Raw genomic sequence first — 25,546 nt, forward strand, 5'->3', positions numbered from 1 at the left:
CCACGAGTCACCGCGGGACCTAGCATGCAAACGACTGGACACATGCACTATCCCGATCGACGAACACCGCCTTTTCGAGCAGGAGAGTTCTATGGACAACACGGAGAAATCGCGACCCGGTGTGGCCGTCGGCCCGACGAACGAATTCAGCCTGTTCTTCCGCGTGAAGCCCGGCGAGAGCGCCTCTCTGCGCGAGGCATTGAGCGCTCTGCAGGACACGCCGGGGTATCGGCCGGGTGACTACGGGATGGCCATCGCGACCATCCACGAAGCGCGCTTCGTCCTGTTCGACGATGACCGGCAGTTGGCGTTCATCACGAGTTTCGACGGCCCCTGGGATGCGTATATGGAGGACTTCTTCACCTCCGGGCCGACGCTCGAGCTGTTCGACGTGATCTTCCGTCATTCCGAGGGCTACACCGGCCTGCCCGACATGGCAGCGCTGCGGGCGTTCATCCTCGGCGCGCAGCAGAGTGCGGCGGCCTACGCCCGGAACTACGGCGGCACGGTGAAGGAGATCCGCAGGGCCCAGCGCGTGTACGCCGCGTTCGAGAAGGTGCTCGATCATCCGGACGCCGCCGAGGCGCTGCAGCACCCCGCCCTTCGACCGCTCCTCGACGAAGCCGCGGACTGATCGCGTGCGGCGGCTGTTCTGATGTCCGATCACATCTCTGGACCGCGCGCGCTGGCCGAGCCGATCGCGGACATCACCGATGTGTATGCGTTCCCGAGCCCGGAGCGCTCCGACCGTCTCGTCCTGGTCATGAACACGCTGCCGTTCGCGCAGCCCTCCGACACGCTGTCCGAGGGACTCATCTATCGGTTCCGGCTGCGCCCGCTCACCCCGACCGGAGCGGGCGAGGGCGCGCCGTTCGCGGCGGGAACGCCCGAATTCGTCTTCGACTGCGTCTTCTCGCCGCCCACCATCGATGGCACGGGGCCGGGTGTCGTGCAGGACGGGTTCTGCACGACACCGACGGGCGAGACGGTGCAGTTCCGGGTCGGAGATGAGCACAGCGCGGAGATGCACGGCGTGCGCGTCTTCGCAGGACTGCGGTGGGATCCGTTCATGATGGATGCTCCCGCCGCGCTGAAGACGATCGCCACGGGCACGCTCGCCTTCACCGATCCGGGGGCGATCTACCTCGACGGCAAGAACGTCCTGAGTCTCGTGGTCGAGGTGGACACTGAGCTGCTCGGCGGCGCAGACCTGGTCGGAGTGGTCGCGGAGACCCTGACGCGCGGAAAGTTCAACGTTCGGATCGAGCGCGTCGGGCGTCCCGAGGTCAAGAACATGATGCTCGCGCCGAAGGAGCATGACCAGGTGAACCGTGACCTGGAGATCCGCGACATCTACAACACCGAGGATGCCTACCATCTGGGCGAGTCCTATCCCGGGGCGTATCGGGCCCGCCTGAACGCCAACCTGGCGTACTGGGACGGCATCGACGGAAAAGTCGATTGGGCACCGACCGCGAAGGGCGACCACCCGCTGACCGACCTCGTGCTGGCCGATTACCTCGTCGTCGATGCGACGAAGCCCTACGCGGAGTCGGGGTCGTTCCTCGAGATCGAGCTGGCGACCCTGCACGGCGGGGAGCACCAGACGTGCGGCGGGCGGGCGCTCAATGACGACGTGATGGACACGATCTTCACCCAGCTCATCAATGCCGGCAACGGTCCGGTCATCCGTGACGGAGTGGATGCCGCGACCAGACCCGCGACCCGCGTCTTCCCGTATCTCGCGGAACCGAATTCCGATCCGCCGACGGTCCCCGAGCATCACCACTGATCATGGACCCGCAGACCCGTGAAGCCGACGGAGAGGTCGTGCTCGAACTCGACGATATCCAGAGCGGCGCATTGCACGAGCGGCCTTCACCGTATGTCGGGAGCTACCTGCTGCTCCGTATCGATGATCGCCATGCGGGGCGCGAGGGCGTTCGTCGACTGATCCCCCTGGTCGATGCTGGGCACCCGGCGTCGGATCCGGCGCGCGGTGCGTGGATCACCGTCGCCTTCACCTACCCCGGACTTGCCGCGCTCGGTGTTCCGCAGGAGTCCCTCGACAGCTTCTCGCCGGAGTTCCGGGAGGGGATGGCCGCGCGCGCCGAGCATCTCGGCGATGTCGGTGACAGCAGTCCGGCGAACTGGGAGCACCCCCTCGGCAGCGGTGAGGTCCACCTCGCCATCGCCGCCCTGTCGCCGGACGCGGAACGACTCGACGACGTCCTCGCGCGGGCGCGGGCGGCCTTCGACGAACTGCCGGGGGTCGAGCTCATCTGGGAGCAGGAGTGCTACCAGCTCCCGACCGGAAGAACCTCGTTCGGATTCAAGGACGGGATCGGACAGCCGTTCGTCGAAGGATCCGGCATCGCTCCGTCCGACCCGCACGATCGCCCACTCAAAGCCGGCGAGATCATCCTCGGATATCCGGACGAAACGGGCGATCTGCCGCCGATGCCGATGCCGGAGGTGCTCGGGCGCAACGGCACGTACGTCGTCTTCCGCAAGCTGCACACGCGCGTGGCGGCGTACCGGACCTATCTGCGTGAGCGGGCCGCGAGCCGCCAGGAGGAGGCCGCGCTCGGCGCCAAGATGGTCGGTCGCTGGCAGAGCGGAGCGCCCCTCGCCGTCTCGCCCGACCGTGACGATCCCGGGCTCGGCGCCGACCCCGCGCGCAACAACGACTTCTCCTACGGCGACGACCCGCGCGGGTTCAAGTGTCCGGCCGGCTCTCACGCCCGGCGGGCCAACCCGCGAGATGCGCTCGACGGCGACGGCAGCGTGAATGTGCGGCTGCATCGCATGATCCGACGGGGCACCAACTACGGCCCGGCGCTGCCCGAGGGGGTGCTCGAGGATGACGGTGCGGATCGGGGCATCATGTTCGTCTTCGCCGGCGCCCACCTCAAGCGTCAGTTCGAGTTCGTCAAGACGCAATGGCTCAACGACGGCATTTTCATCGGCGCTCCGGCCGAGATGGATCCGATGGTGGGACCGGCCGACGGGACGGGCAGCATGACGATTCCGCACCATCCCATCCGGCGCCGCCTGACCGCGCTGCCCCCGTTCGTGGTGACGCGCGGCGGCGAGTACTGCTTCGCACCCGGGCTGCGGGCCCTGCGCTGGATCGCGGAGCTGGACACATGACGGCCGCACGCGACAGCAAGGGGCAGAGATGACCGATTCGACGGCAACCCACCGCTGGGATGCGCTGGATTTCGGACCGCCGGCCTCCGGCGGGGACGAGCCCGAGGAGTCGGTGCTCATCGAGCATGCGGATGACGGACGCGTGGCCGTCATCACGCTGAACCGTCCGCACGCGGACAACGCCATCACCACGGAGATGGGTGCGCGACTGACCGGCATCCTGGAGACGATCGCCGTCACCCCGTCCATCCGCGTCGCCGTGATCACGGGGTCCGGTTCCCGGGCGTTCTCGGTCGGCAGTGATCTGCGGCAGCGCAACGCGATGACCAAGGAGCAGTGGCTGCGCCAGCGGCAGGACTTCGACCGCACCCTGTACACGCTGCGACAGCTGCGCAAGCCGGTCATCGCCGCCGTCAACGGCATCGCCTACGGCGGCGGTTCCGAGATCGCCCAGAGCGCCGACTTCATCATCGCGTCGGACAACGCGACGTTCGGTCAGCCCGAGGCGATGATCGGACTCTCCGCCGGCGGCGGGTCACCCGTGTTCCTGCCGCGCCTGCTCCCTCCGGGCAAAGCGATGCAGATGCTGATGACGGGCGACCCTATCACCGCGCAGGAGGCGCACCGGCTGGGGATGGTCAACGAGATCCATGCGTCCTCCGAGCTCCAGGATGCCGTGCTGCGGATCGCGGCGAAGATCGCGGGCAACTCCCCCACTGCCGTACAGGCGGTCAAGCGCGCGGTGCGCTTGGGAGAGGGCCAGCCCGTGGAGCAGGCGATCGCCATCATGATGGACGCGCATTGGCGCTCGGCCATCCATCCCGACCGCAGCGAGGGCATCGGCGCGTTCAATGACGCCCGCGACCCCGAGTTCCGCGATGCCGACTTCTGAGGTCCCCCACACACCGATCGATGAGGAGCTGACCATGGCTGACACAGACGAGCTCGAGCGGTCCCGTGCCGCACTCCGGATGATCAATCCGTCGCCCTACAACGCCGAAGCGCCGCCGGAGGCGCTGGCGGGCGAGATCACGCCCACCGCACTGCACTATGTCCGCAGCAACTTCGCCGTCCCCGAGCACGACGGCACGTTCGCGATCGGCGGGGCAGTGGCGCACCCGATCACCCTCACGCTCGCGGATCTACGGGCCTTGCCCGCGGTGACCCGGGCGGTCACGCTCGAATGCGCCGGCAACGGCCGGCTCGAGATGCGCCCGCTGCCGATCGGCGAGCCGTGGGGCGACTATGCCGTGTCGACAGCCCGATGGACCGGCGCGCGCCTCGCGGATGTGCTGGCTCTGGCGCAGCCCGCGGAGGACGGCGTCGATGTGCGCTTCGAAGGCGCCGACCGCGGTCCGTACCACCTCCACCCGGTCCTTCCCCAGACGGACGGCGGCGACCTCACCTTCGTCCGGGCACTCCCGCTCGCCCTCGCGGCGGATCCGGCGGCGGAGATCCTGATCGCCTATGAGATGAACGGCGAGCCGCTCCTCCCGGATCACGGAGCCCCGTTCCGCATGGTCGTTCCGCATTGGTTCGCCGTGGCATCCGTCAAATGGCTGCATCGGATCGATGTACTCACCGAACCGTACGCCGGCGAGTTCCAGACCGGCCACTACATCTACGAGTGGCCGGACCGCCCGCACGAGCCGGTCACCGTGATGCGGGTCCGCGCCCGCATCACCGAGCCCGCACCCGGATCGGTCCTGCCCGCCGGACCCGTCACCGTCCGCGGCAAGGCGTGGTCGGGCAGCGGCGCCATCACCCAGGTCGATGTGAGCCTCACGGGAGAAGGCGACTGGTATCCGGCGACCCTCGAGCCGCCGCGCGGCCCGTACCAATGGCAGGACTGGACGTTCGAGTGGGTGCCGCCGAACGAGGGCCGACACACCCTGCGTGCGCGGGCGACCGATGCGGCCGGCAACGTGCAGCCCGACGTGCCGCCGTGGAACCGCCTGGGCTATGGGAACAACGCGATCGAGGTCATCTTCGTCGACATCGACTGAGCGTCGCACAGCGTCGTCGTCGACCCCGGGCGCGTGTGGGAGCGCCCGGCCGACCGCTTGTCGGCGCCCGGAAGAGATCTGAAAGACTCTTGCAGATCATGATGGCGCGAGGTAATCTGAAACATCCTTTCAGATTGGACCGTCATGGCACCGGCATCCGAGAACCGTCCGCACATCGATGACCCCGCAGCGCTGAAGGCGCTGGCGCATCCCGTGCGGCTCGACGTGCTCGGCTACCTGATGGCGCAGGGTCCGGCGACGGCGTCCGAGTGCGCGCGCGCCGTCGATGACACTCCGTCGAACTGCAGCTATCACCTGCGCGTGCTCGCCAAGCACGGGCTCGTCGAATCCGTCGACTCCGAAGACGGCCGGGAGCGACCGTGGCGCGCCACCATCACCGGCATGACCAGCGACATGGGATCGGATGACCCGGCCACCGTGGCAGGAGCGACCGCGCTGGCCGAGGCATCCGTCCAACTCGAGTACCAGCTGGCGCGCGAGCATCTCCGCAGACGCGACCACATCGAGGGCCCCTGGCGCGATGTGGATGCCTTGATGAACTTCGGCCTGCGCGTGTCGCCCGATGAATTGCGGGGGCTGGTCGAGCAGATCGACGCGATCGTCCGCCCATTCATCGCGGCGACGCGCACCGAAGCCCCGACGGATGCGGCACTCGCCTCCCTGTCGGTCCTCGCATTCCCTCGCCCCACCTTCGAACGGCCGTCATCGTGAGCTCGCGCAGCGCGTTCGCCTTCCCCGCGTTCCGGCGGTTGTGGGCCGCGGGCTTCATCTCCGACACGGGCGACTGGATGCTGTTCATCGCCCTCCCCCTGGTCGTCTACCAGCTCTCCGGCTCGGCGCTGGGGGCGTCGATCGCGTTCCTGCTCGAGCTCCTGCCCGCGGTGCTGCTCGCACCACTGGCCGCGCGCCTGGCCGGCCGGTTCGATCGGCGCTGGCTGATGGCGATCGTGAACGTCGGGCAGGCCCTCGCGCTGCTTCCGCTGCTGTTCGTGCACCAGCAGTCCGACCTCCCGCTCGCGTACGCGGTCATCTTCGTCCACGCCTCGCTGAGCACGCTGTTCGAACCGGCGAAGAACTCACTGCTGCCCGACCTCGTCGACCGCGACCGGCTGGTCTCGGCGAACGCGCTGATAGGCCTGAATCAGAATCTCGGACGGCTCATCGGCGGGCCGCTCGGCGGCATCCTCCTCGCCGTCGGCGACCTGGGCCTGATCATCGCGGTCGACGTCGCGACCTACATCCTGTCGGCATTGCTCATCGTCTCGCTTCCGCGTACGCCCCGGCCGCCGAGCGCACCGGGCGAGAGCGAGCCCGCCGGGGTCTTCGCCGCGTTGCGCATCCACCGTCTACGCGGCGCGTACGCGGTCATCCTCATCTCGAGCGTCGCCCAGGGGATGTTCCTCGTCCTGTTCATCCTGTTCGTGCTGGACTCGATGGGGGGCTCGGATGCCGAGGTGGGAACCCTGCGCGGAGTGCAGGCAGTCGGAGCCATCGTCGCGGGCCTCACACTGGGATTCGTCGTGCGCGGCAGCAGTCCGCGCGGATTGACGGTCGCCAGCCTCCTCGCCTTCGGCGTGATCTCGCTCCTCACGTGGAACCTCCCCGTCGTGACGACGAACGTGATCCCGTACATCATCCTGTTCGCGGCGGTCGGCGCCCCAGGGGTGGTCATGGTCGCAGGACTCATGAGCACGCTCCAGAGCGAGGCGAAGGACGCCCAGCGCGCCGGAGTCTTCGCCGCCGTCGGTCTCGTGAGCGCGGTCGGCCAAGCCGCCGGCATCCTCCTCGGCGGACTCGCCGACGGCGGGATCGGGCTGACTCCCCTGCTCGAGGTGCAGGGAGTCCTCTACCTCGCCGCCGGGCTCATCGCGTACCTCTTCCTCCCCCGGCACCGCGAGGCCGCTCCGTCAGCACCCACGGATGAGGTTCCGTCGCAGGGGACGGCGGGGTAGAGGTGCGCGCCGGACCGGACGCGATGCTGATGGAGACCGGTCAGCCCGGATCGACCCAGGCGAGCATGCGGAGCGGGTTGGTTCGCGTGAGCTGGTCGAACTCTGCCGTCGTCAGTCCGCGCTGCAGAAGCTGATCCCGGAAGCTCGTCACAGTGTGGGCGTAGCCCACTCCCCCGAAGGCCGTCAGATCGCTGCGGAAGCATCGGTCGCTGGAGAGCAGCAGCTGATCGATGTACCCCGCCCGCACGAGCCGGATCACGGCATCCGCGCGACGTTCGTCGGGATTCAGATGCACGCGACCGGTGGTGTCGAACTGGAGCCACACACCCCGCGCGAGGACGTCGTCATGGTAGTCGTCGTCGAGGAACATGTCGGCGTGCCCGACGACGATCCGGGAGGCGAGCGCACCCTCGCCGAGAAGGAGATCGGCCTGGCGGGTCCCGGTCGGATGAATTCCGGTGTGCGTCGTGACCGGAGCGCCCGTCGCTGCGCTCGCGACGCCTGCCGCCCGGAACACTCGCTCCTCCTGCGCGCTGACGAAGCTCGCGTGCGACCCGATTTCGCCGATGATGCCGGCACGCACAGCGACCCCGTCCTGACTGGGCACTCCGTTCACGAGTTCGGCGATCATCGCCCCGGCGATGTCGCTCACCGAGGACCGGTCGATGTGGGGCGGATAGTACGGCTCGCGGTACCAACCGGTACCCATCACGACCTGAGCGCCGGTCGCCGCGGCGATCTTCCGCAGTCCGTCGGGATCGCGCGCCATGTCCGGCGTCGTCACGTCGACGACGCAGGTGACGCCGGCGCTCATGGCGAGACGGAGCTCGTCGGCCGCCAGCCGCCAATCGTTCAGCACATGGTCGAGGCTCCCCGAAAGCAGGCTGAGATCGCACAGGAGGTGCTCGTGAGGAAGCACACGACCGACGGATGACGGGGCGACATCTCCAGCGACAGTCCGGATGCGGAGGGTCACGGCTGGTACGGCTCCGGCCCGAGGCAGACGTCCGCGCCACCTGACAGCGAAACCGCAAGGCTGCGCCGCGGGTTGACCACCTGGCAGACCTCGACCTTCAAGAGGAGGCCGACGGCGAGATAGGCGTCCGCCTCGCTCATCCCCCACCCGGCGGCGAGCAGTCGCGTGCACTCTCGCACCGCCGCGGCCATGGCATCGTCGAATCCGTCGCCGTCCGCGATCAACCAGAACGAGCCGTCGGCGGCGCGAAGCGTCGGCAGTCGCGGCACGAACCGCTTCTCCGCGGCGATGGACAGGGTGACGCTGGCCGCCACCTCGATACCCGTGCCGCACACCTCGGCGTCGCCGATGCTGGCGTGGACATCGCCGGCGAACACGCCCGCGCCGTCGACCTGAGCGCGGAGCCACAGCGTCGACCCGGTGCCGAGCCGCGCCGTGTCGAGGTTCCCCCCGTGCACACCGAGTGAGCGCGGCGCGATGTCCGCCTGCGGCACGACGCCGAGTGCGCCGATGTGCAGCCTCGGGGTCACCGCGATCGGCGCGCGCGACCCCCAATCGATGATGGGGTTGCGCGAAGAGAGCTCTCGCACGTGGTAGCCGACCGGCGACGCGAAGCCGAGCCCTTGGCGGGTCCAGGTATGGCCCGTCGGCGCCGGTTCGATCGCTTGCACGTGCACGCCGATGACATCGCCGGCGCCGACTCCGCGCACACCGACCGGGCCGGTGATGGGGAACAGCTCATCGGTGACCACCCGGCTCACGTCGAATCCTTCGATGAACTGGTCTCCCGAGGCGTCCCGCGTCAACAGGGTCACCGCGTCACCGGCATCGATCCATTCGACGAGCGGCGCGTCCGGCGCGAAGCCGGTGACATAACGAGAAATGGTCCTGCTCTGTGTCTGCATCGTTCAGTCCTCGCCCAAGTGGGGCGCGTAGGTGAGCATGTCGCATCGGGTGCTGATCTCTGCGCACACGCGAATCATCGCCTCGCCCCGCTCGCGGATGTCGTCCTCGTCCCATCGCGCGCTCACGTTCGCGATCGCGGCGGCGCCCAGAATCTCGCCGTTGCGGTTGAGGATCGGCGCGGCCACACCCGTGATTCCGATCTCCACGTCTTCGCGGCTCACGGAATACCCCTGTGCCCGGATGGACACGCGGTCCTCGCGCAGCAGATCCGGAGAGGTCGTGGTCGCAGCGGTCATGCTGGTCAGGTCGCCGGCGATGTACTGCTCGAAGAGCTGAGCAGGGTAGTGCGCCAGGATCGCTCGGGATGCCGCGCCGATGTGCAGCGGCAGCCGCCTGCCGATGTCGCAGTAGAACTCGATCGAGCGATTGACGCTGATGCGGTCGACGAAGAGAGCCTTCGACCCTGCGGGAATGGCGAGCGTGATCGACTCGTCGTACTTGTCGGCGAGCGACCGGAGCACCGGCTGAGCGAAGGAGCGCAACTCATTGCGCGCGAGCATGGGCGCGGCCAGCTCGACGAGCTTCCAGCTCGGGAGGTATCCCGAGCGCCCTCCCGTGGCCGCACGGATGAACCCGGATGCGATCAGGGTCTGAGCAGCCCGGTAGGCGCTCACCTCCGAGCACTCCAGGTGGGCGGCGAGCGCGGCCAGGGATACCGGCTGCGTCTGCAGGCAGATGAACGTCATCGCCTCCAGCACCCGGGTGGCGCTGGACAGCACGTTCGCGCTCGACGGATTCTCGGCGGCGGTCATAGGGAATCCCCTTGCTGTGTCGCGGTAGGCGAAGTCAGGAGCCGGCGCGGATTGGACACCGTCATCATGTCGAGGAGATCCTCCGGGACACCACGTTCACGGAGCGTGGGGATCACGACCTCCGGAACGAGGAACATGCTCCAGTCCGGGTTCTCCTCAGCAGTGCGGATCGGGTCCATCCACTCGCTGTGGCACGCGGCGTCATGGGACAGCACGATGCGATCGGCATAGCCGAGGGCGCAGAGCTCCTCCACCACCGCGATGCGCTGCGCAGTGGACACCGGCTGCTCCATACCGAAGCGGTCGAGTCCCACGGTGGATCCGGCATCCATGACTGCCCGCAGGTATCCCAGATCCAGCGTGTCACCGCAGTGGCCCACGATGATGCGGGCGGGGTCGACGCCGCGATCCATGAGGCGCTGCTGCTGCTCGAGGCCCCGCTGCGTGCCGGCGTCGGCATGCGTGGAGATGGGAACTCCGGTCGCCACCTGGGCGATCGCCGCCGCCTCGATCACCGCCGTCACATCGGGCGTGAACCCGGCGACATCGGTCGCGCACTTGATGATTCCCGCCTTGACCATCGTTCCCGCGATGCCCTGTGTGAGATCCGCGATGAAGAATGCCGCGAGACCATCGATCAGCCCACCCTTCGGAGGATTGAACGCGAGTTGGTAGGGCAGGCGGTCGAGGACGTATGCGCCGGTGGCGGCGATGATGGACATCCTGGTCGCCGCGGCGACCCGCTCGACGAGCCTGATGTCGCGTCCGAGACCGAGCACCGTGAGATCGACCACCGTGTCGATGCCCGCGTCGGCAAGCCGGTCGAGCATTCTCACGGCCTCATCGACGCGCGTGTCATCGGACTCCCACGTCGTCGAGTAGTTGAGCGTCGCCTCAAGTGACCGCACGAAAACGTGCTCGTGCATGAGGGTGGTTCCGAGCGCGGCCGGTTCGACCGCGCCGCGGACGGTGTTCACATGGTTCATTGTCCTGAATCCTGTCGTGCAAGGTGGGGTGGCCGCCAGTACGGCGGCCACCCCGGTGAATCAATCCAGACCCTCGACGAAACCGAGCTTCTGGAGGACTCCCGTCGCTGCCAGGTACTCCGCGTCAGGCTGGAGCGGAGGGAGCTTGGTCGCGACGGTCGCGCCGTCCGGGTAGTACAGCTCCACCGTCTCCTTGTCCATGGCGAACTGGGGCAGCGGCGTCAGCTCGGGAGGCGTTGCACCCTGCGCCACGGCGACGGCCATGGCGATGATGTATTGGCCCCACTGCGGGAGGAACAGCGTGCCCTCCACGACCCAGGACGGGTTGGTGCGGAGCTGCTCGAGGCCCTCGGGCGAACCGTTGTTGCCGCCGATCAGGGTGTTGTCGTTGCGGCCGGCCTCATCGAGTGCCCGCCACGCGCCCAGCGTCAGGTCGTCGTTCGGGCTGAACACGAGCAGATGCCGGTCTTCGGGGATCGCCTGCAGGGCTGCCTTCATCGCGTCGTACGACGTGTCGCGCGCAGTTCCACCGTCGACCTGGATGAGATTCGCGCCCTCAGCGGTGGTCTTCTCCGTGATGTCTTCGGGCGCCACTTCCTCGAGCCCGAGTTCTTCCGCCGCCTGCACGTAGAAGTACCGCGGAGAATCGTTCACCTCGGTACCGCACGTCGCGCACTGGACCGCGAGCACGGTCGTGTCCGCAGCCGTCCAGCCACGCTCCTTGGCTTCGGCTGCGACGACCTTCGCCGCATCGATGCCGGCCTGCTTGTTACTGAGGTTGATCAGCGAGCATCCGGGTGTCTCGATGTTCACGGCGATGCAGGGGATGCCGCTGGCGACGAACGTGTTGCCCAGCGCCTGGTTGACCCCGGAGGTGAGGCTGTACTCGACGATGACGTCGGGCGCGGCCTGCACCATCAGCTGTGCGTTGGTGAGAGCCACCTCGCCGTCATCCTTGTTGTTGTAGAGCGAGAATCCGACGCCGACGGCCTCGGCCGACGATTCGACGCCGTCACTGATCGTGACCTCGAACTCCGCCGCTTCACCGGGGCTGCCGTACGCGATCATGATCGACGACAGGTCGCCGTCCGCCGCACCCGATGCCGTCGGCTCCGCGGCCGTACCGGCCGTACAGCCGGCCAGTGCAAGCGCGGACACGAGGAGTGTGGCGACGCTTGTTGCTACTGTTAGTTTCTTCAACTTTCCTCCTTGGTTTGTTGAAATAGGCGCGCGCGACTGTTGACTACGGGACGCGCGCGCCGCCCTCTTGGTGAAGGGGATCGCTCCCCGCCGCGCGCTATCGCGCACGACTCCGAGACGCGAACCAGGAACGCGCACGTCCCTGCCGCAATTGACTGATGCCCACGGCGATCAGCAGGACGGCGCCGGTGGCGATCTGCTGGTAGAACGGGTCGATCTGCTTGATCGTCAGTCCGTTCTGGAACATGCCGAGGATCACGACGCCGAGCATCGTCCCGAGAACGCTGCCGGATCCGCCCGACAGCACGCCTCCGCCGAGCACGACAGCCGTCACGGCGGTGAGTGCCGCGGTGGCTCCGAGGTTGGTCGTGCCCGCGAGAAGCTGGCTGGCCAGCATCGCCCCGGCGAAAGATGCCAGCACACCGGAGAGGGCGTACACGGTCGTCAGCGTGCGCTCGACTCGAATGCCCGCGAGCCAGCTCGCCTCCGTGTTGCCGCCGATGGCGTAGAGGGACCGGCCGAAGGTGGTGTACTTCAACATCAATCCGAACAGCACCGCGAGCACGATGAGGAACCAGACGCCGTTGGCGATTCCGCCGATCGACCGCGCCGCCAGGATGTTGATGGTGGGGTCGGTGAACGGCACGGTGATGCCGTCGGCGATGAGCTGCGCGACACCGACCGAGATCGACAGGGTGCCGAGGGTCGTGATGAGCGGGTTGATCTTCAACCGCGTGATCAGGAACCCGTTGAACAGACCGAAGACCAGCCCGGCGACGAGTGTGATGAGGAGCGCGACGATGAAGGCCGCGCCCGCGTTCAGGGCGGTCGCGAAGACGATTGCGCCGAGGGGAATGAGCCCGCTGATCGACAGGTCGAACCCGCCGGTGATGATCGCGGCCGTCTGTCCCAGCGACACGATCCCGATGACCGCTGAGCTGGAGAGGATGATGAGGGCGTTGTTGACGGTGAAGAAGCCTGGCGTGGTGAGGCCGAACACGGCCGCGAGGATCACGATGAATCCCAGCAGCGACAGCACCGATGCCGATACGCGGGGACCGGTGCGTCGGACCGAGGGTTTGTCGGCGGAGGCGCTCGCTTCCCTCTCCGGTGCGGCCGACCGCTCGTCGCTGATTGTCATCTCGTTGCTCCTGTTGCGTGAAGAACTGCGGATTCGGGGGTGATCTGGTCGCCGACGAGCTCGGCCACGCACGCGCCATCGCGCATGACGAGGATGCGGTCGCTGACCGCGACCACCTCGTCGACATCGCTCGTGACGAGCAGGCAGGCGGAGCCCTCTGCGGCAAGCTGCCTGAGGTGCTCGTGGATCTGAAGGCGGGCGCCGATATCGACTCCGCGCGTCGGCTCGTGCAGGACCAGCAGACGAGGCTCCTGAGCGAGCCTGCTGGCGAGGAGAACCTTCTGCTGGTTGCCACCGCTCAGCTGACCGACCGGCTGCGCGAGCGATGAGTACCTCAGGTCGAGTCGTTCCGCGTAGTGGGCGGCGACGTCGCGCTCGGCGCGTCTTCCGATGATTCCGAACCGACGTGCGAGCTTCTTCGCGATCGGGAGCACGGTGTTGTCGCGCACGGACATGCCCAGCACGAGCCCGTTCCGCTTGCGCTCGGCAGGCAGATACGCGATGCCCTGCGCTTGAGAGTCGCGAGGATTCGCGAAGACGGCGGATGACCGGCCATCGATCTCGACGCTGCCCGACACCTCCGGGCGCATTCCGCCGAGCGCCTCGGCGACGAGGTCTTGGCCGGAACCGCGGACGCCGAAGAGTCCGAGCACCTCCCCGCGGCTGACCGAGAACGAAATGTCGTCGAGACGCGGCGATCGTTCCGACGACAGGTCCTTGACCTCGCACGCGACGCCGAGCAGCGGTGCGGCGTCGGACTTGTCGAGCACCTTCGGCGCCTGCCCGAGCATGGCGGTGACGAGTTCGCGTTCTGTGCTCTCGTGCGGAGCAGTGCGCAGCACGATGCTTCCGTTGCGCAGGACATTGATGGTGTCCGAGAAGCGTCCGACCTCATCCATCCGGTGCGAGATGTAGATCGCGGACAGACCCTCGCGCTTGAGCCTCAGGAGCAGCTCGATGAGCGCTCCGCTCTCGGCGGAGTTGAGCGCTGCGGTGGGCTCGTCCAGGACGAGAAGTCGCGCGTCTCGCGTGAGGACCTTCGAGATCTCGACGAGCTGGCGATCCGCGAGGCTCAGTTCATCCATCCGCGAATCGATGTCCAGCTCGATGCCGTACTTGTCCAGCGTTCCGAGGACGCTGCGTCGCATCCGGCTGGGCGAGGTCAGCCCCGCCTTGCCCGGCCACCGGCCGAGAACGATGTTCTCGTAGGCCGTCATCTTGGGAACGTAAGCGAGCTCCTGCGGCAGCAGACCGATGCCCAGCCGCATCGCGGATCGCGGCGACGTCGGCTTTGCGGGGCGGCCGTCGAAGATCATCTCCCCGGCGTCCATCGAGTGGACGCCGACGAGGCACTTGCTCAGCGTCGACTTGCCTGCCCCGTTCTCCCCCACGAAGGAGACACAGGTTCCCTCTTCGAGTTCGAACGAGATGTCTCGCAGGATGGGTTGAGACCCAAAGGACTTCGACAGTCCCGTAACGCTCAGAATGGCTGACATGATTTACTTTCACGTATCGTAAGTCGGTTACTTTCTGTGTAACTACACTTGAATGTATGGATTCGTGATCGGTGCTGTCAACCAATCGGCACGCTTTCGCTGGAACATTTACCGGCTTGAAACAAATGGTGAATGTGCGGACCGCCATCCACGTCCCACGACATACCCGAAACTCCGCAGGCCGAACTGATCCACCCCGCGGCGGCCGCTGCCCGGGCGATCGTGCTGAGCCGCGCTCGGTGATCAGCCCACCCACCTCGCGGGCAGGCGTGGGGCGAACCCGTGTCGATATGTGGGTATGCGCCGCTGCCGAAGGATGCTCTCATCCCTCGGACGCGGACTCGACTTCCGAGCGCGCGAGCGTGCTGGGCGTGCTGGGCGTGCCGGGCGTCTCGCCCCCGAACTCGTGTACACGACCGAGGTCGATGGCTACGACCTGGCGCCTCAGTCCGTCGGGCCGGGCGCCACAGACCGGAGCCAACGCCCCAACGGCAGCAGGCGCCTCCCGCCGCGCGCTACTCCGGCTGGATCTCGTCGGCGACGAGCGAGCCGATCCGCGCCTGATCGGTGATGATGACTTCCATCAGGCCACAGCCTCCTCGGTCCGCGCAGCGAGTGTCTGCGCCTGCGCGACCGCTCCGACGGCCCCGGCCCAGCGCCCCAGGCGCGCCGGCACGATCGGGACCACGCGGTGGAAGGTCGCGCGCTCGGCGACGGATGCCGCTGTGAGCGTCACCAGCCGGTGCGGCGACGTCGCGAGCCCGCCGCCGATCACGATGACGCCGGGGTCCACCAGAGCGAGGAGGGTGAGGATCGCATCGGCCAGAGCATCCGCAGCACGGTTGACGATCTCGACGGCACGCGCGTCGCATGCCTCGTACGCGGCGAACATCGCAGAGGGCGCCCCCTCCCCACCCGCCGATGACCATGCCCGACGCAGCGCCGGCGCCCCGATGACGGTCTCCAGACATCCTCGCTGCCCGCAGGTGCACCATGCGCCGTTCGGTTCGATGACGACGTGTCCGAGTTCACCCGCCGACCCGTGGGCGCCGTCCACGACTACGCCGTCGACGACGTGAGCACCGGCGATGCCGGTACCCAGAGCGAGGGTGAACACGTCGCGGATCCCGGCGCCGGCACCCCAGCGCGCTTCCGCCACCGCCGCGGCGCGGCCGTCGTTGAGCACGCTGACCGGCACGCCGATCATGTCGGACAGCCGCGGCCCGAGCTCCAGCCCGTTCAAGGCAGGCAGGTTAGCCGAACGCACGACCGTGCCGCGCTCCGCATCGACGATGCCGGGGATGGCGACGGCGACGGCATCCAGTCGCACTCCGGCGGTCACGCGGCGCGCCAACTCGGCGAGTCCGGCCACAGGATCCTCGGCCGGTGTGGGCGCGCGCCCCTCGTCGAGTGCGTCGGGCATCCGATCGGAGCGGGTCACCGAGGCAAGCCGGTACTTCACGCTCGAGCCTCCGACATCGAGACCGAGCACAGCGTCCTTCGTCACGCGGGCGCACCGCCCTGCGCTGCGGAGAAGTGCTGCACCGCAGCGGCGATGGCGCGGGCCACGTCGACATCGACGATGTCGTACGGCCCGACGCCCTCCGCCGTCGCGTATCCCATGGAGACGCCGGAGGTGTCGGGCACGGCGCGCTTGGCCGAGAAGTGCACGTCTCGCACCCCGGTCGCGAGCACGAGCGGGATGTTGTCCGCCGTCACGCCGGAGCCCGCCATGACGGCGATCTCGTCCTCGGCGTGCGCGACGAGCGCGCGGATCATCTCGGCGCCCTCGACCGCTGTCGAGGCTGCCCCCGAAGTGAGGACGCGCGTCACGCCGAGGCTGACGAGCTCATCGAGCGCGGCGAACGGGTCGGCACACACATCGATCGCCCGATGGACGGCGACGCTCCCGTGCCCGGCGGCATCTCGCAGCCGCCGCATGCCCGCGATGTCGAATCCGCCGGCCTCATCCAGACAGCCGACGACGACTCCCGCCGCACCCGCCGCCATCGCGGCGCGCACGTCGTTGACCATGACGTCAAACTCGCCCGAAGAGTAGCGGAATCCCCCGGGACGGGCGCGAACCAGCACATGCACCTCGACCTCGCCCGAAGCCGTGGCGACCGCCTGCTCGATCGTCGCGATGGAGGGCGTGAGTCCGCCCAGCGCCAGCGCCTGACACAGCTCGACGCGCTCGGCCCCGATCTCGCGCGCAATACGCACGGCCGCAGCATCCTGAGCCAGCAGCTCCATGGTGATCGCCATCGTCACGCCGCACTCTCCGATGCCAGACGTGCGATGCGTCGTTCGCGCTGCGATACGGGGTCCGGTATCGGCACCGAGGCGAGCAGTCGTCGAGAGTAGGGGTGCTGCGGATGCAGCAGCACGGCGTCGGTGTCGCCGATCTCGACGATCGACCCGGCGCTCATCACGGCAACGCGATGAGAGAACTCATGCACCACCGCAAGATCGTGGCTGATGAACAGGCAGGCGAAGTTCATCCGCGCCTGCAGATCGCGCAGCACCTTCAGCACGGCGGCCTGCACCGAGACGTCCAGCGCCGAGGTGGGCTCGTCGGCGATGATCAGTTCCGGTTCCAACGCGATGGCACGCGCCAACCCGATGCGCTGGCGCTGTCCGCCGGACAGCTCGTGCGGGAAACGGGTCTGGTAGGAAGCGGGCAGTTCCACGGCTTCCAGCAGCTCCCGGACCCGGGCGGACCGATCGCGCGCAGACATCGGGGTCAGCGTGCGCTGGACGATCAGCGGCTCGGCGATGGAATCGCCGACGGTCGTGCGTGGATCCAGGCTCGAGCCGGGGTCCTGGAAGATCGCCCCCACGCGTCCTCGCAGACGACGCTCCGCCCGTCCGCGCAGGCCGCCCTTCCCGATCTTCTGCCCGAACAGGTGAACGTCGCCGGTCATCGGGGTGAGCCCCAGCGCGACACGACCCAGCGTAGATTTACCGGAGCCCGATTCGCCGACGAGTCCCAGGATCTCTCCCGCCCCGATGTCGACCGTCACGGCGTCGAGTGCGGTGAAGGTCTTGCCCGCCTTCCGGTAGGTCACGCTGGCATCGCGCAGCGACAGCACCGGAACTCCCTCGGATGCCGGCGGTCGGCCCGCGAGTGGAGCGAACTCGCCCGGCTCGGGCAGCCGCGGCACGGCACTCAGCAGGCGCTTCGTGTAGTCGGCACTCGGAGCACGCAGTACCTGCATCACCGTGCCGTCCTCGACGAGTTCGCCGCGGTACATCACGGCAACGCGATCGGCGATGTCCGCCACCACGCCCATGTTGTGCGTCACCAACAGGAACGCCGTGCCTTGCTCGCGCGCGAGCACACGGATGAGGTCCAGGATCTCGGCCTGGACCGTCACGTCCAGAGCGGTCGTGGGTTCGTCGGCGATGATCAGCTGGGGCTCGCAGGCCAGCGCGATCGCGATCACGACCCGCTGTCGCTGACCGCCGGACATCTCGTGCGCGTACCCGAGAGCACGACGTTCGGGGTCGGGGATGCCGACGCGTCGCAACAGCCCGACGGCCCGCTCGGCGGCGTCGTCCTTCGAGCAGATCCCGTGATTCAACAGGGCCTCGGCGATCTGGTCGCCGATCCTCATCGCGGGGTTCAGCGCCGTCATCGGCTCCTGGAAGACCATTGAGACCACTCGGCCGCGTACGCCGTTCAGTTCCTGCTCGGACAGCGAGGTCAGTTCGTCGCCGTTCATGAGGATCGATCCGGTGCGAGTCGCCGTCGCCGGCAGCAAGGAGAGGATCGCCATCGCGGTGACGGACTTGCCCGAGCCGGACTCGCCCACCAGCGCGAGAACCTCGCCGCGATGGATGTCGAGGTCGATGCCCTTCACCGCGGGGATCGCGCCTTCATCGGTCCGGAAGGTCACCTCGAGATCGCGGATCTGCAGGAGGGGAGACACCTCGAGCGCGCTCATCGGTCGCGTCCCTTCACATCGAAGAAGTCGCGCAGACCGTCGCCGATGCTGTTGAACGCGCAGACGGTGAGCACGATGCAGATACCCGCCGGGAAGATGAGCCACCATGCGCCGGCATAGGTGTAGGTCATGCCTCCGGTCAGCATCGCGCCCCAGTCCGTTGCGGGCTTCTGCAACCCCATCCCGAGGAACGAGATGTAGGCGACCAGCAGGATCGCGTCGGCGACCTGGAAGGTGGCGTTCACCACGATCGTCCCGACCGTGTTGGGCACGATGTGCTTGATCACCGCACGTCCGTGTGTGCCGCCCATGGCCCGCATGGCCAGCACGTACTCCCGCGACTTCAGCGAGATGGATTCCGCGCGAACCAGACGAGCCGGCACGAGCCAGGAGACGAAACCGATGACCAGGATCATGAGCGGAACGCTCGGTCGCATGATCGCGGAGAGGATCAGCAGCAGGAAAGTGGCGGGGATCGCGATACCGGCATCCACGATCCGCATCATGACCGCATCCACGCTGCCGCCGACGTAGCCGGCGATCGCTCCCCACAGCGTTCCGATGACCGTGGCGAGCACACCGGCGGCCAGCCCGATCAGGATGGAGACCTGTCCGGCGACCATGAGCCGGCCGAGCACGTCGTAGCCGACGTCGTCGGTGCCGAGCGGGTGACCGGGAGTGCCGGGCGGCAGCATCACCTGGGTCAGATCGGTGTGCACCTGGTCGGTCGGGTAGAGAAGAGGCCCGAGGAAGCAGAACAGCAGGAAGAACGCGATCGTCACGAGGCCGAACAGCGAGAGCTTGTTCTGCAGGAAGCGGCGCCAGCCCCGTCTCCTCGGCGATACCGAGACGGAGACGGTGATGGGAACGGATGTGGTCGTCATGACAGATCCCCTCGGGTGCGGGGGTCGAGCAGCGCCTGAACCAGGTCGGCGAGCAACGAGCCCACGATGGTGGCCAGGGCGATCACCAGCACGCACCCCAGTAGCACCGGGTAGTCACCGGTTTGGGCACTGGTCCAGAAGAGCAGACCCATTCCCGGGTAGTTGAACAGGGACTCGATCACGATCATCCCGCCGAACATCACGGGCAGGTAGTAGCCGAGCATCGCGATGACAGGGGTGAGCGAGTTGCGCACGACGTGCCGTCGCACGACGACCGGCATGGGGGTGCCCTTCGCTCGGGCGGTGCGCACGTAGTCCTCGGAGAGGTTGTCGATCGTCGCAGAGCGCATGTAGCGCGACAACGTCGCGATGATGCCCAGGGCCGCCGTGGCGACCGGGAGCACGAGTCCCATCGGATTGGACAGGACGTCCGCGACGGTGTCGCCCTGCGGGGCGAGGGCAGGGACCCAGTGCAGTGTCTGTGCGAACACGATCACGAGCACGAGGCCGAGGAAGAAGGACGGCGTCGAGTAGATCACGAAGTTGAAGGTCGTGAACAGGTAGTCGCCGGTCTTGCCGCGACGAACCGCCTGGTAGATGCCCATCGGGATGGCGATGATCAGGGCGACCACCATGGAGATGAGCGCGAGCACCAACGTCTTGGGCAGCCGTTGGCCGATCGCGTCGGCGACCGGGCGATTCAGCTTGAACGAATCGCCCAGGTCGCCGACGGCGATCTGCGAGAGGAACGTGAAGTACTGCTGCCACAGCGGGCGATCGAAGCCGTGCTCTCGGTTGAACGCATCGATCTGCGGCTGCGTGGCCTGCATGCCGAGGATGCCCTGTGCGGGCCCGTACGGCATGGCCAGGTGCAGCAGCGCGAAGACGATCAGAGTCACGATCAGGATCACGACCACGCCCTGGGCGATACGCCGGGAGAGGAATCGCAGTATCCCGAACCTGTTGCTCGTCGTCGCGCTTCGCGCCGCTGTCACCATCGAATGCCGCCTACTTCGCCGTTGCTCGTGTATTCGGACTGCGCGTCAGTCGGTCCACGACCAGCGCTGCGGGAAGAACGACGCACCCGGGTCCTGCGCTCCGACGTTCAGGCCGTCCTTGATGACCGAGACCTGGTAGACCGGGTTCGGCATCCACATGACGGGCAGATCCTTCGCGAGCAGCGCCGAGTACTCCTGCGCGATAGCCGTGTCGGTCGAGGTCGTCATCTGGTTGATGAGGCTCTCGGCCTCCGGGTTGTCGTACTGCCCCGCGTTCCACTTCGTATCCTTCGCGAACACGCGCTCACCGGTCGGGTAGGCCGGGAAGTACCACGAGCCCGCGGTGCCGAAGAAGACGAGCTCCCACGTGCAGGTCGTCGACCCCTCGGTCTTGCAGGATTGCGCTTCGGTGAGGACGGAGTCCAGCGGCTTCGCGTCGACCGTCATCTTCACGCCGATCTTCGACAGCGAGGACTGGATCTCGCTCATCATGTTGTCGGTCTCCTGCGAGCCGTTCTGCGTCGTCACGACGATCTCGAGAGCTTTGCCCTGAGCGATGCCTTCACCGCACTGGTCGGCGCCCGTGCCCGGGTTCGTGCACGTCAGGTTGCCGTCCGAGCCGGCTGTCCACCCATGGTCGGCGAGCAGGCCGGCTGCGGCGTCGAGGTCGAACGGGTACGGGTTGTCCTTCTGCTCCGGCGACAGGTAGGCGCTGTCCTGCGTCTGCGGAACGGGGCCGTAGTCGGGAGTGGCGGCCTTGTGCCAGACGACCTCGGAGATCGTCTCCTGGTCGACAGCGTGCTGCAGCGCCTGCCGGATGTAGAGCTGGTCGAACACCGGCCCCATCTCCGGGTTCGCGAAGTTGTACGGCATGTAGGTGATCGACCATCCGGCCCACGGCTCCACGCGGTACCCGAGGTCCGTGAACTGCGCCTCGTTCGTGAGCTGTGCACTGGTGACATAGCCGTAGTCGACTTCGCCCGAGCGGACGACGTTCATCTCGGCATCCGCAGACGTGAACGGGAGGAACGTGACGTTCTTGATCGACGGCTTGTCTTCGCCGGTGTACTTCTCGTTCGCCGTGAGCTCGACCTGGCCGGAATCCGACCAGCTCTTGACCGTGTACGGGCCCGAAACCGTCTTCCACAGCTCGTTCGTCGCGTAGGTCTTCATGTCCTTCGCTTCGGTGAAGAGGTAGTCGAAGACCTGGACCGCCGTGGCCTCTTCGCTGTCGAAGTCACCGATCTCACCGTCGGCGCTGGTCTTGTCCCACGCGTGCTGCGGCATCGGGTAGACCAGGCTCAGCTGGTTCGCCAGCAGGAACTCCTCGTTGTAGACCGCGTCGAAGGTCAACGTGAAGGTCTTCTCGTCGACGATGTCGAAGGCTGTGATGTTGTCGGGGATGCGGCCGGCCGAGTACCCGCCGGTCTTCTCCGAGTTGAAGCGCACCAGGTTGTACCAGAACTCGACGTCGCGCGACGAGACGGGCGTGCCGTCCGACCAGTCCAGGTCTGCGAGCGTGATCGTGATCGAGCGGTGGTCCTCCGAGAACTCGTAGCTCTCAGCGGCCGAAGCCTTCTGATCCCATTCCATCGTCCCGCTCGTGCCGTTGTACTCGAACAACCGCGGCCACATGGTCGCCTTGATCGCACTGTTGTGCGTGGCCATCGTGTCGGGGCTGGAGATCGGCAGGATCCAGTTGGGGCCCGTGCCGGCCGGCAGGGCGTAACTGACGGTGTCCTTTTCGGAACCGTCTCCGGTTGCACCGTCCGAACCGGCACAGCCGGTCATGACCAGTGCAGCCGCGGCAACGATCCCGAAGGGAACGAGCATGCGTCGCATGACAGTAGTACGCATCAAACCTCCTTGTTTCATCCGCGCCGACAAGCAACATCTTCTTACGATCAGTCGGCTCATTCACATCATGCCCGAACAAAGTTCGAGAGAAGGGTCTGAGTTATCACGGTTTCGTAACCATGTTTATTCGAAATCGAATAAACATGGTTACGAGCAATCACCGATCAGAAGAGTCGGGCCGTGAGGTCCGGGGCCGTGTCGAAGGCATCGAAGGGGAACATCGGGCGCCGGATGCGGTGGTGCCCCAGCCGCTCGAGCGCTTGGTCGACGCCCCCCGGGGTCAGGGCGAGGGTCCACCCGCGCTGGGCCTCGTAGAGAGTGGGCTCCAGGTAGCCGATCTTCGTCACGACGATCTGCGCCGCGAGCGGGTCGAGTCCGATCGACGTGAAGTCGGCGACGTCATGGAACGCCTTGCGGTACTCCGTGATGATCGCGTGGATGCCGCCGATCCGGATGACCGCGACGCCTCCTGCGTCGGGATCACCTTCGTGCAGCGAGTGCAACACCCCCGTGATGGCGACCGGGCCGTGGGGACCGTCGTCCACGCGGGCACCGGCGGTGATGGTGACTTGATCGCCGATCACCCCATTGCGCAATCCGGCGATCGCCTGGTCGTCGAAGATCGACGCCACGAGCACCGTCGGCGCCCCCTCTGCGGTGAGCCGGTCATCCTCGAGCAGCGCTGCGAGAGTCCAGGTGACATCCCCGGTGCCACCGGCGCCGGGATTGTCGCCGGAATCACTGATGAAGTAGGGGGTCTCGACAGCGGCCAGACCTGCGTCCACACCCTCGGCGAGTGTCCCCGGAGGTCCCACGAACTCGAACTCGTCGCGGGCATCCCAGAACGCGTGCCCGAGCTCCTCTGCGGCGGCCGCGATGGCCGTGTCGTCGTAGCCGCTCACCACGATCGCTCCGTGACAGCGCGGCTGATCGGCCCAGGCGTAGCCGATCCAGATGGCCGCGTCGATGATGCCGGGGCGCTTCTCGATCTCATCGATGCGGGCGTAGAGACTCTTCGCCGGCTCGACTCTCGTGGACGTCTTCTCGCCGGGCAGGAGGATCGGCACGGTGACGTGCGCACGTCGCGGCCTGCCGCCTCTGCGCAGGGCATCCACGAGGTTGTCGATCGCGCGATCGCGCGTCTCCCAGTTGTCCTCGTGCGGCGCGAGTCGGAAGCAGGTGAGGATGTCGATCTGCGAGACGAGCGCGTCCGAGACATTGCCGTGCAGATCCATCGAGGCGGATACGAGGACGTCGGGGCCGATGATCTCGCGAATACTCGTGATGAGGTCGCCTTCGGCATCCTCCATTCCGTCGACGCTCATCGCACCGTGGATGTCGAGGAACAGCCCGTCGAGACCGCCCTCCGCCATGAGGTCACGCAGCCCGGCGAGGATACGCCCGGTGATCTCGTCGTAGGTATCGCGCAGAACAGCGCCTCCGGGGATGGAGCGGGCGTAGTAGACCGGAAGCCACTCGGCCGCGCCTGCCGACCGCCCGTCACGCAGCGTCGCGTAGCGGTCCACGAGAGCATCACCCTCCACCCGATGGAAGTCCCGCGCCCCCGCGCGATGGGGCGAGAAGGTGCTGGATTCGATGGCCATGCCGGCGATGGCGATGCGAGGAAGGCGCTGAGTCACCCCATCAGTGTAGGCAGGATCAGCCTAAGTGCTAGTTCTTCACGCAAATTCCGCAGGACTTCGTTCGATACTGGAGGAAAGCATTTCCAGCTCCTCATCGATACGTGCAGGGTCGAGAAGCTGCGCGAGCAGCGCACTCCCGACGCCGCGGGGACCGGCGAGGGGACCGGCCGCGCTCACGCTGATCTCGAGCAGATCGGTCGACATCGGCAGGCAGAGCGTGTAGATCGCCTGACGGACACCGGCGACGAATGCATCGGCGGTCGCGAGCTGCCCTCCGAGGGCGAGAACCTGCGGGTTGAAGAAATTGATGATCGTGGCCAGAACCTCGCCGGTGCGCTGACCGGCCTCGCGCAGCAGTGCCGTTGCCCGCGGGTGGGCATCGCTCGCCAGCGCGAGCACGTCTTCGAGGTGCGAGACCTCCACGCCCGCCTCCCGCAGCGACTCGACGATCGCAGAGCCGCTGGCGACGACATCCAGACACCCCACGCGGCCGCAGGAGCAGATGATGGGCGGTGCGTCTGTGAGAGCGACGTGACTGATGTCACCCGCGACACCGCGAAACCCGCGATAGAGCCGGCCGTCCGCGATGATTCCGCACCCGATGCCGCTGCCCGCCTTCACGAAGACCAATTCGTTCACCGACTGCCCGCGCTCGACGAACTCGCCCATCGCCATCGCATTCGCGTCGTTGTCGACGTGCGACGGAAGCCCTGTCACCGTCCGCAGCAGGTCGCCGACGAGCACTCCGTTCCACCCCGGCATCCGCATGGGCGCGAGGAGCCGCCCGTCGCGTGAGTCGACAGGGCCGGGGAGGCTCATCGCGATGCCCTCGATCCGCGGCTCGGGGTCCATCCGCCCGGCCAGCTCGCGCGCCGCATCCCACACCGTGTCGATCACGACCTGCGGACCGCTCAGCAGCGAAAGAGGCAGCCGCGCATCGGCGACGATGTCGCCGCGCCGGTTCATCAGCACGATCGTGACGTGCCGCTCCCCCAAGTCGGCTGCCGCAACGACGCTGCCGCCTTCCCGAACCACGAGCATGCGGGGCCGCCGGCCACCCTTCGACTCGCCACGGCCCGATTCCTCGAGGAAGCCGTGCTCGATGAGCTCATCGACGCGCATCGCGACGGTGGACGGGCTCAGGGCCGTCAACCGCGCAAGGTCCGCCCGCGACGCGGCTCGTCCCGATTGGACGAGGCAGAACAGCTCGCCCGCGGTCGCAGTGCTCGAAATGGCCACCGTGCGCTCCTTTCAATGGATGCTGTTCAAGATAGCTCGCCAATCGCGTCGATCGCTCCAATCACTCGTAAGCCGCGCCCGTCTGCTCTGCGAGACAGGTGCAATCGGCGGCGGCGATTCCGGTGGCGTGCCGCCTGCGCGGTGGCTGATCCGCGCAGGCTGTTCCGGCGGAATCCAAGAGTGGTGAGACCGTTCGGATCGCCTCGCGGTCAGATCCGAACCGCGTGGTCCGCCAGCAGAAAGGGGACTTCGCCGGGATAGTTCCCGCTACTTGTCGGATGCCGTCAGCTGGCTCGGGTCACCGGGTGAGCAGGCGGTCGCTGCGGAAT

The 25,546-nt window shown here is 67.3% G+C and carries 22 protein-coding genes; 7 read left to right on the forward strand and 15 right to left on the reverse strand.

The window, feature by feature from the left end:
- Nucleotides 1-91: 91 nt before the first annotated feature.
- From ASD65_RS08525 to ASD65_RS08555, 7 genes are all read left to right on the forward strand, one after another.
- Nucleotides 92-634 carry a hypothetical protein gene (locus ASD65_RS08525; RefSeq protein WP_056221144.1) on the forward strand — a complete coding sequence of 181 codons (543 nt, stop codon included), beginning with the start codon at nucleotides 92-94 and terminating at the stop codon, nucleotides 632-634.
- A 21-nt stretch (nucleotides 635-655) separates the two neighbouring features.
- Nucleotides 656-1,792, forward strand: a complete 1,137-nt coding sequence (locus tag ASD65_RS08530) for a DUF4331 family protein (protein ID WP_056221148.1) — start codon at nucleotides 656-658, stop codon at nucleotides 1,790-1,792.
- Between the two features lie 2 nt (nucleotides 1,793-1,794).
- Nucleotides 1,795-3,153 (forward strand): Dyp-type peroxidase, encoded by a 1,359-nt coding sequence (locus ASD65_RS08535; protein WP_200948641.1) that lies wholly within the window; start codon nucleotides 1,795-1,797, stop codon nucleotides 3,151-3,153.
- A gap of 28 nt (nucleotides 3,154-3,181) precedes the next feature.
- Nucleotides 3,182-4,045 carry an enoyl-CoA hydratase/isomerase family protein gene (locus ASD65_RS08540; RefSeq protein ID WP_056221154.1) on the forward strand — a complete coding sequence of 288 codons (864 nt, stop codon included), beginning with the start codon at nucleotides 3,182-3,184 and terminating at the stop codon, nucleotides 4,043-4,045.
- A gap of 34 nt (nucleotides 4,046-4,079) precedes the next feature.
- Nucleotides 4,080-5,159: a sulfite oxidase gene (locus tag ASD65_RS08545; RefSeq protein ID WP_156378815.1), complete on the forward strand. Its 1,080-nt coding sequence runs from the start codon at nucleotides 4,080-4,082 to the stop codon at nucleotides 5,157-5,159.
- A 144-nt stretch (nucleotides 5,160-5,303) separates the two neighbouring features.
- The gene (locus ASD65_RS08550; protein ID WP_056221160.1) at nucleotides 5,304-5,891 is read left to right on the forward strand and encodes a winged helix-turn-helix domain-containing protein; all 588 of its coding nucleotides are present in this window, start codon (nucleotides 5,304-5,306) and stop codon (nucleotides 5,889-5,891) included.
- Nucleotides 5,888-7,132 (forward strand): MFS transporter, encoded by a 1,245-nt coding sequence (locus ASD65_RS08555; RefSeq protein WP_056221164.1) that lies wholly within the window; start codon nucleotides 5,888-5,890, stop codon nucleotides 7,130-7,132. Before ASD65_RS08550 ends, ASD65_RS08555 begins: the two co-directional genes overlap by 4 nt.
- Nucleotides 7,133-7,172: 40 nt before the next feature.
- On the opposite strand, the gene ASD65_RS08560 is transcribed toward ASD65_RS08555, so the two are convergent.
- From ASD65_RS08560 to ASD65_RS08630, 15 genes are all read right to left on the reverse strand, one after another.
- A complete protein-coding gene (locus tag ASD65_RS08560) occupies nucleotides 7,173-8,108 on the reverse strand; it encodes a phosphotriesterase family protein (protein WP_056221167.1) in 936 nt (311 codons plus the stop codon).
- Nucleotides 8,105-9,013 carry an acetamidase/formamidase family protein gene (locus ASD65_RS08565; protein WP_056221171.1) on the reverse strand — a complete coding sequence of 303 codons (909 nt, stop codon included), beginning with the start codon at nucleotides 9,011-9,013 and terminating at the stop codon, nucleotides 8,105-8,107. The genes ASD65_RS08560 and ASD65_RS08565 overlap by 4 nt, the downstream gene beginning before the upstream one ends.
- 3 nt (nucleotides 9,014-9,016) lie before the next feature.
- Nucleotides 9,017-9,826, reverse strand: a complete 810-nt coding sequence (locus ASD65_RS08570) for an IclR family transcriptional regulator (protein WP_056221176.1) — start codon at nucleotides 9,824-9,826, stop codon at nucleotides 9,017-9,019.
- On the reverse strand, nucleotides 9,823-10,812 hold the full coding sequence (locus ASD65_RS08575) for a phosphotriesterase family protein (RefSeq protein WP_056221179.1): 990 nt from the start codon (nucleotides 10,810-10,812) through the stop codon (nucleotides 9,823-9,825). Before ASD65_RS08575 ends, ASD65_RS08570 begins: the two co-directional genes overlap by 4 nt.
- 60 nt (nucleotides 10,813-10,872) lie before the next feature.
- Nucleotides 10,873-11,970, reverse strand: a complete 1,098-nt coding sequence (locus ASD65_RS08580; RefSeq protein WP_056221182.1) for a sugar ABC transporter substrate-binding protein — start codon at nucleotides 11,968-11,970, stop codon at nucleotides 10,873-10,875.
- Between the two features lie 139 nt (nucleotides 11,971-12,109).
- Entirely contained in the window at nucleotides 12,110-13,153 is a 1,044-nt protein-coding gene (locus tag ASD65_RS08585) for an ABC transporter permease (protein WP_056221187.1), read from the reverse strand.
- On the reverse strand, nucleotides 13,150-14,649 hold the full coding sequence (locus tag ASD65_RS08590) for a sugar ABC transporter ATP-binding protein (protein ID WP_082561631.1): 1,500 nt from the start codon (nucleotides 14,647-14,649) through the stop codon (nucleotides 13,150-13,152). The genes ASD65_RS08585 and ASD65_RS08590 overlap by 4 nt, the downstream gene beginning before the upstream one ends.
- A gap of 583 nt (nucleotides 14,650-15,232) precedes the next feature.
- Nucleotides 15,233-16,156, reverse strand: a complete 924-nt coding sequence (locus tag ASD65_RS08595) for an ROK family protein (RefSeq protein ID WP_162248473.1) — start codon at nucleotides 16,154-16,156, stop codon at nucleotides 15,233-15,235.
- Nucleotides 16,153-16,914, reverse strand: a complete 762-nt coding sequence (locus ASD65_RS08600; RefSeq protein WP_082561633.1) for a copper homeostasis protein CutC — start codon at nucleotides 16,912-16,914, stop codon at nucleotides 16,153-16,155. Before ASD65_RS08600 ends, ASD65_RS08595 begins: the two co-directional genes overlap by 4 nt.
- A gap of 2 nt (nucleotides 16,915-16,916) precedes the next feature.
- On the reverse strand, nucleotides 16,917-18,596 hold the full coding sequence (locus tag ASD65_RS08605) for an ABC transporter ATP-binding protein (protein ID WP_056221201.1): 1,680 nt from the start codon (nucleotides 18,594-18,596) through the stop codon (nucleotides 16,917-16,919).
- On the reverse strand, nucleotides 18,593-19,480 hold the full coding sequence (locus ASD65_RS08610) for an ABC transporter permease (protein ID WP_056221204.1): 888 nt from the start codon (nucleotides 19,478-19,480) through the stop codon (nucleotides 18,593-18,595). Before ASD65_RS08610 ends, ASD65_RS08605 begins: the two co-directional genes overlap by 4 nt.
- On the reverse strand, nucleotides 19,477-20,478 hold the full coding sequence (locus ASD65_RS08615; RefSeq protein WP_056221208.1) for an ABC transporter permease: 1,002 nt from the start codon (nucleotides 20,476-20,478) through the stop codon (nucleotides 19,477-19,479). The genes ASD65_RS08610 and ASD65_RS08615 overlap by 4 nt, the downstream gene beginning before the upstream one ends.
- 45 nt (nucleotides 20,479-20,523) lie before the next feature.
- Nucleotides 20,524-22,335 carry a peptide ABC transporter substrate-binding protein gene (locus tag ASD65_RS08620; protein ID WP_235566633.1) on the reverse strand — a complete coding sequence of 604 codons (1,812 nt, stop codon included), beginning with the start codon at nucleotides 22,333-22,335 and terminating at the stop codon, nucleotides 20,524-20,526.
- A gap of 164 nt (nucleotides 22,336-22,499) precedes the next feature.
- Nucleotides 22,500-23,975 (reverse strand): M81 family metallopeptidase, encoded by a 1,476-nt coding sequence (locus tag ASD65_RS08625; RefSeq protein WP_156378816.1) that lies wholly within the window; start codon nucleotides 23,973-23,975, stop codon nucleotides 22,500-22,502.
- 39 nt (nucleotides 23,976-24,014) lie between these two features.
- Entirely contained in the window at nucleotides 24,015-25,217 is a 1,203-nt protein-coding gene (locus ASD65_RS08630) for an ROK family transcriptional regulator (protein ID WP_056221217.1), read from the reverse strand.
- Nucleotides 25,218-25,546: the final 329 nt, after the last annotated feature.

It is taken from the genome of Microbacterium sp. Root61 (assembly GCF_001427525.1).
In the GTDB taxonomy this organism is placed as follows: Bacteria; Actinomycetota; Actinomycetes; order Actinomycetales; family Microbacteriaceae; genus Microbacterium.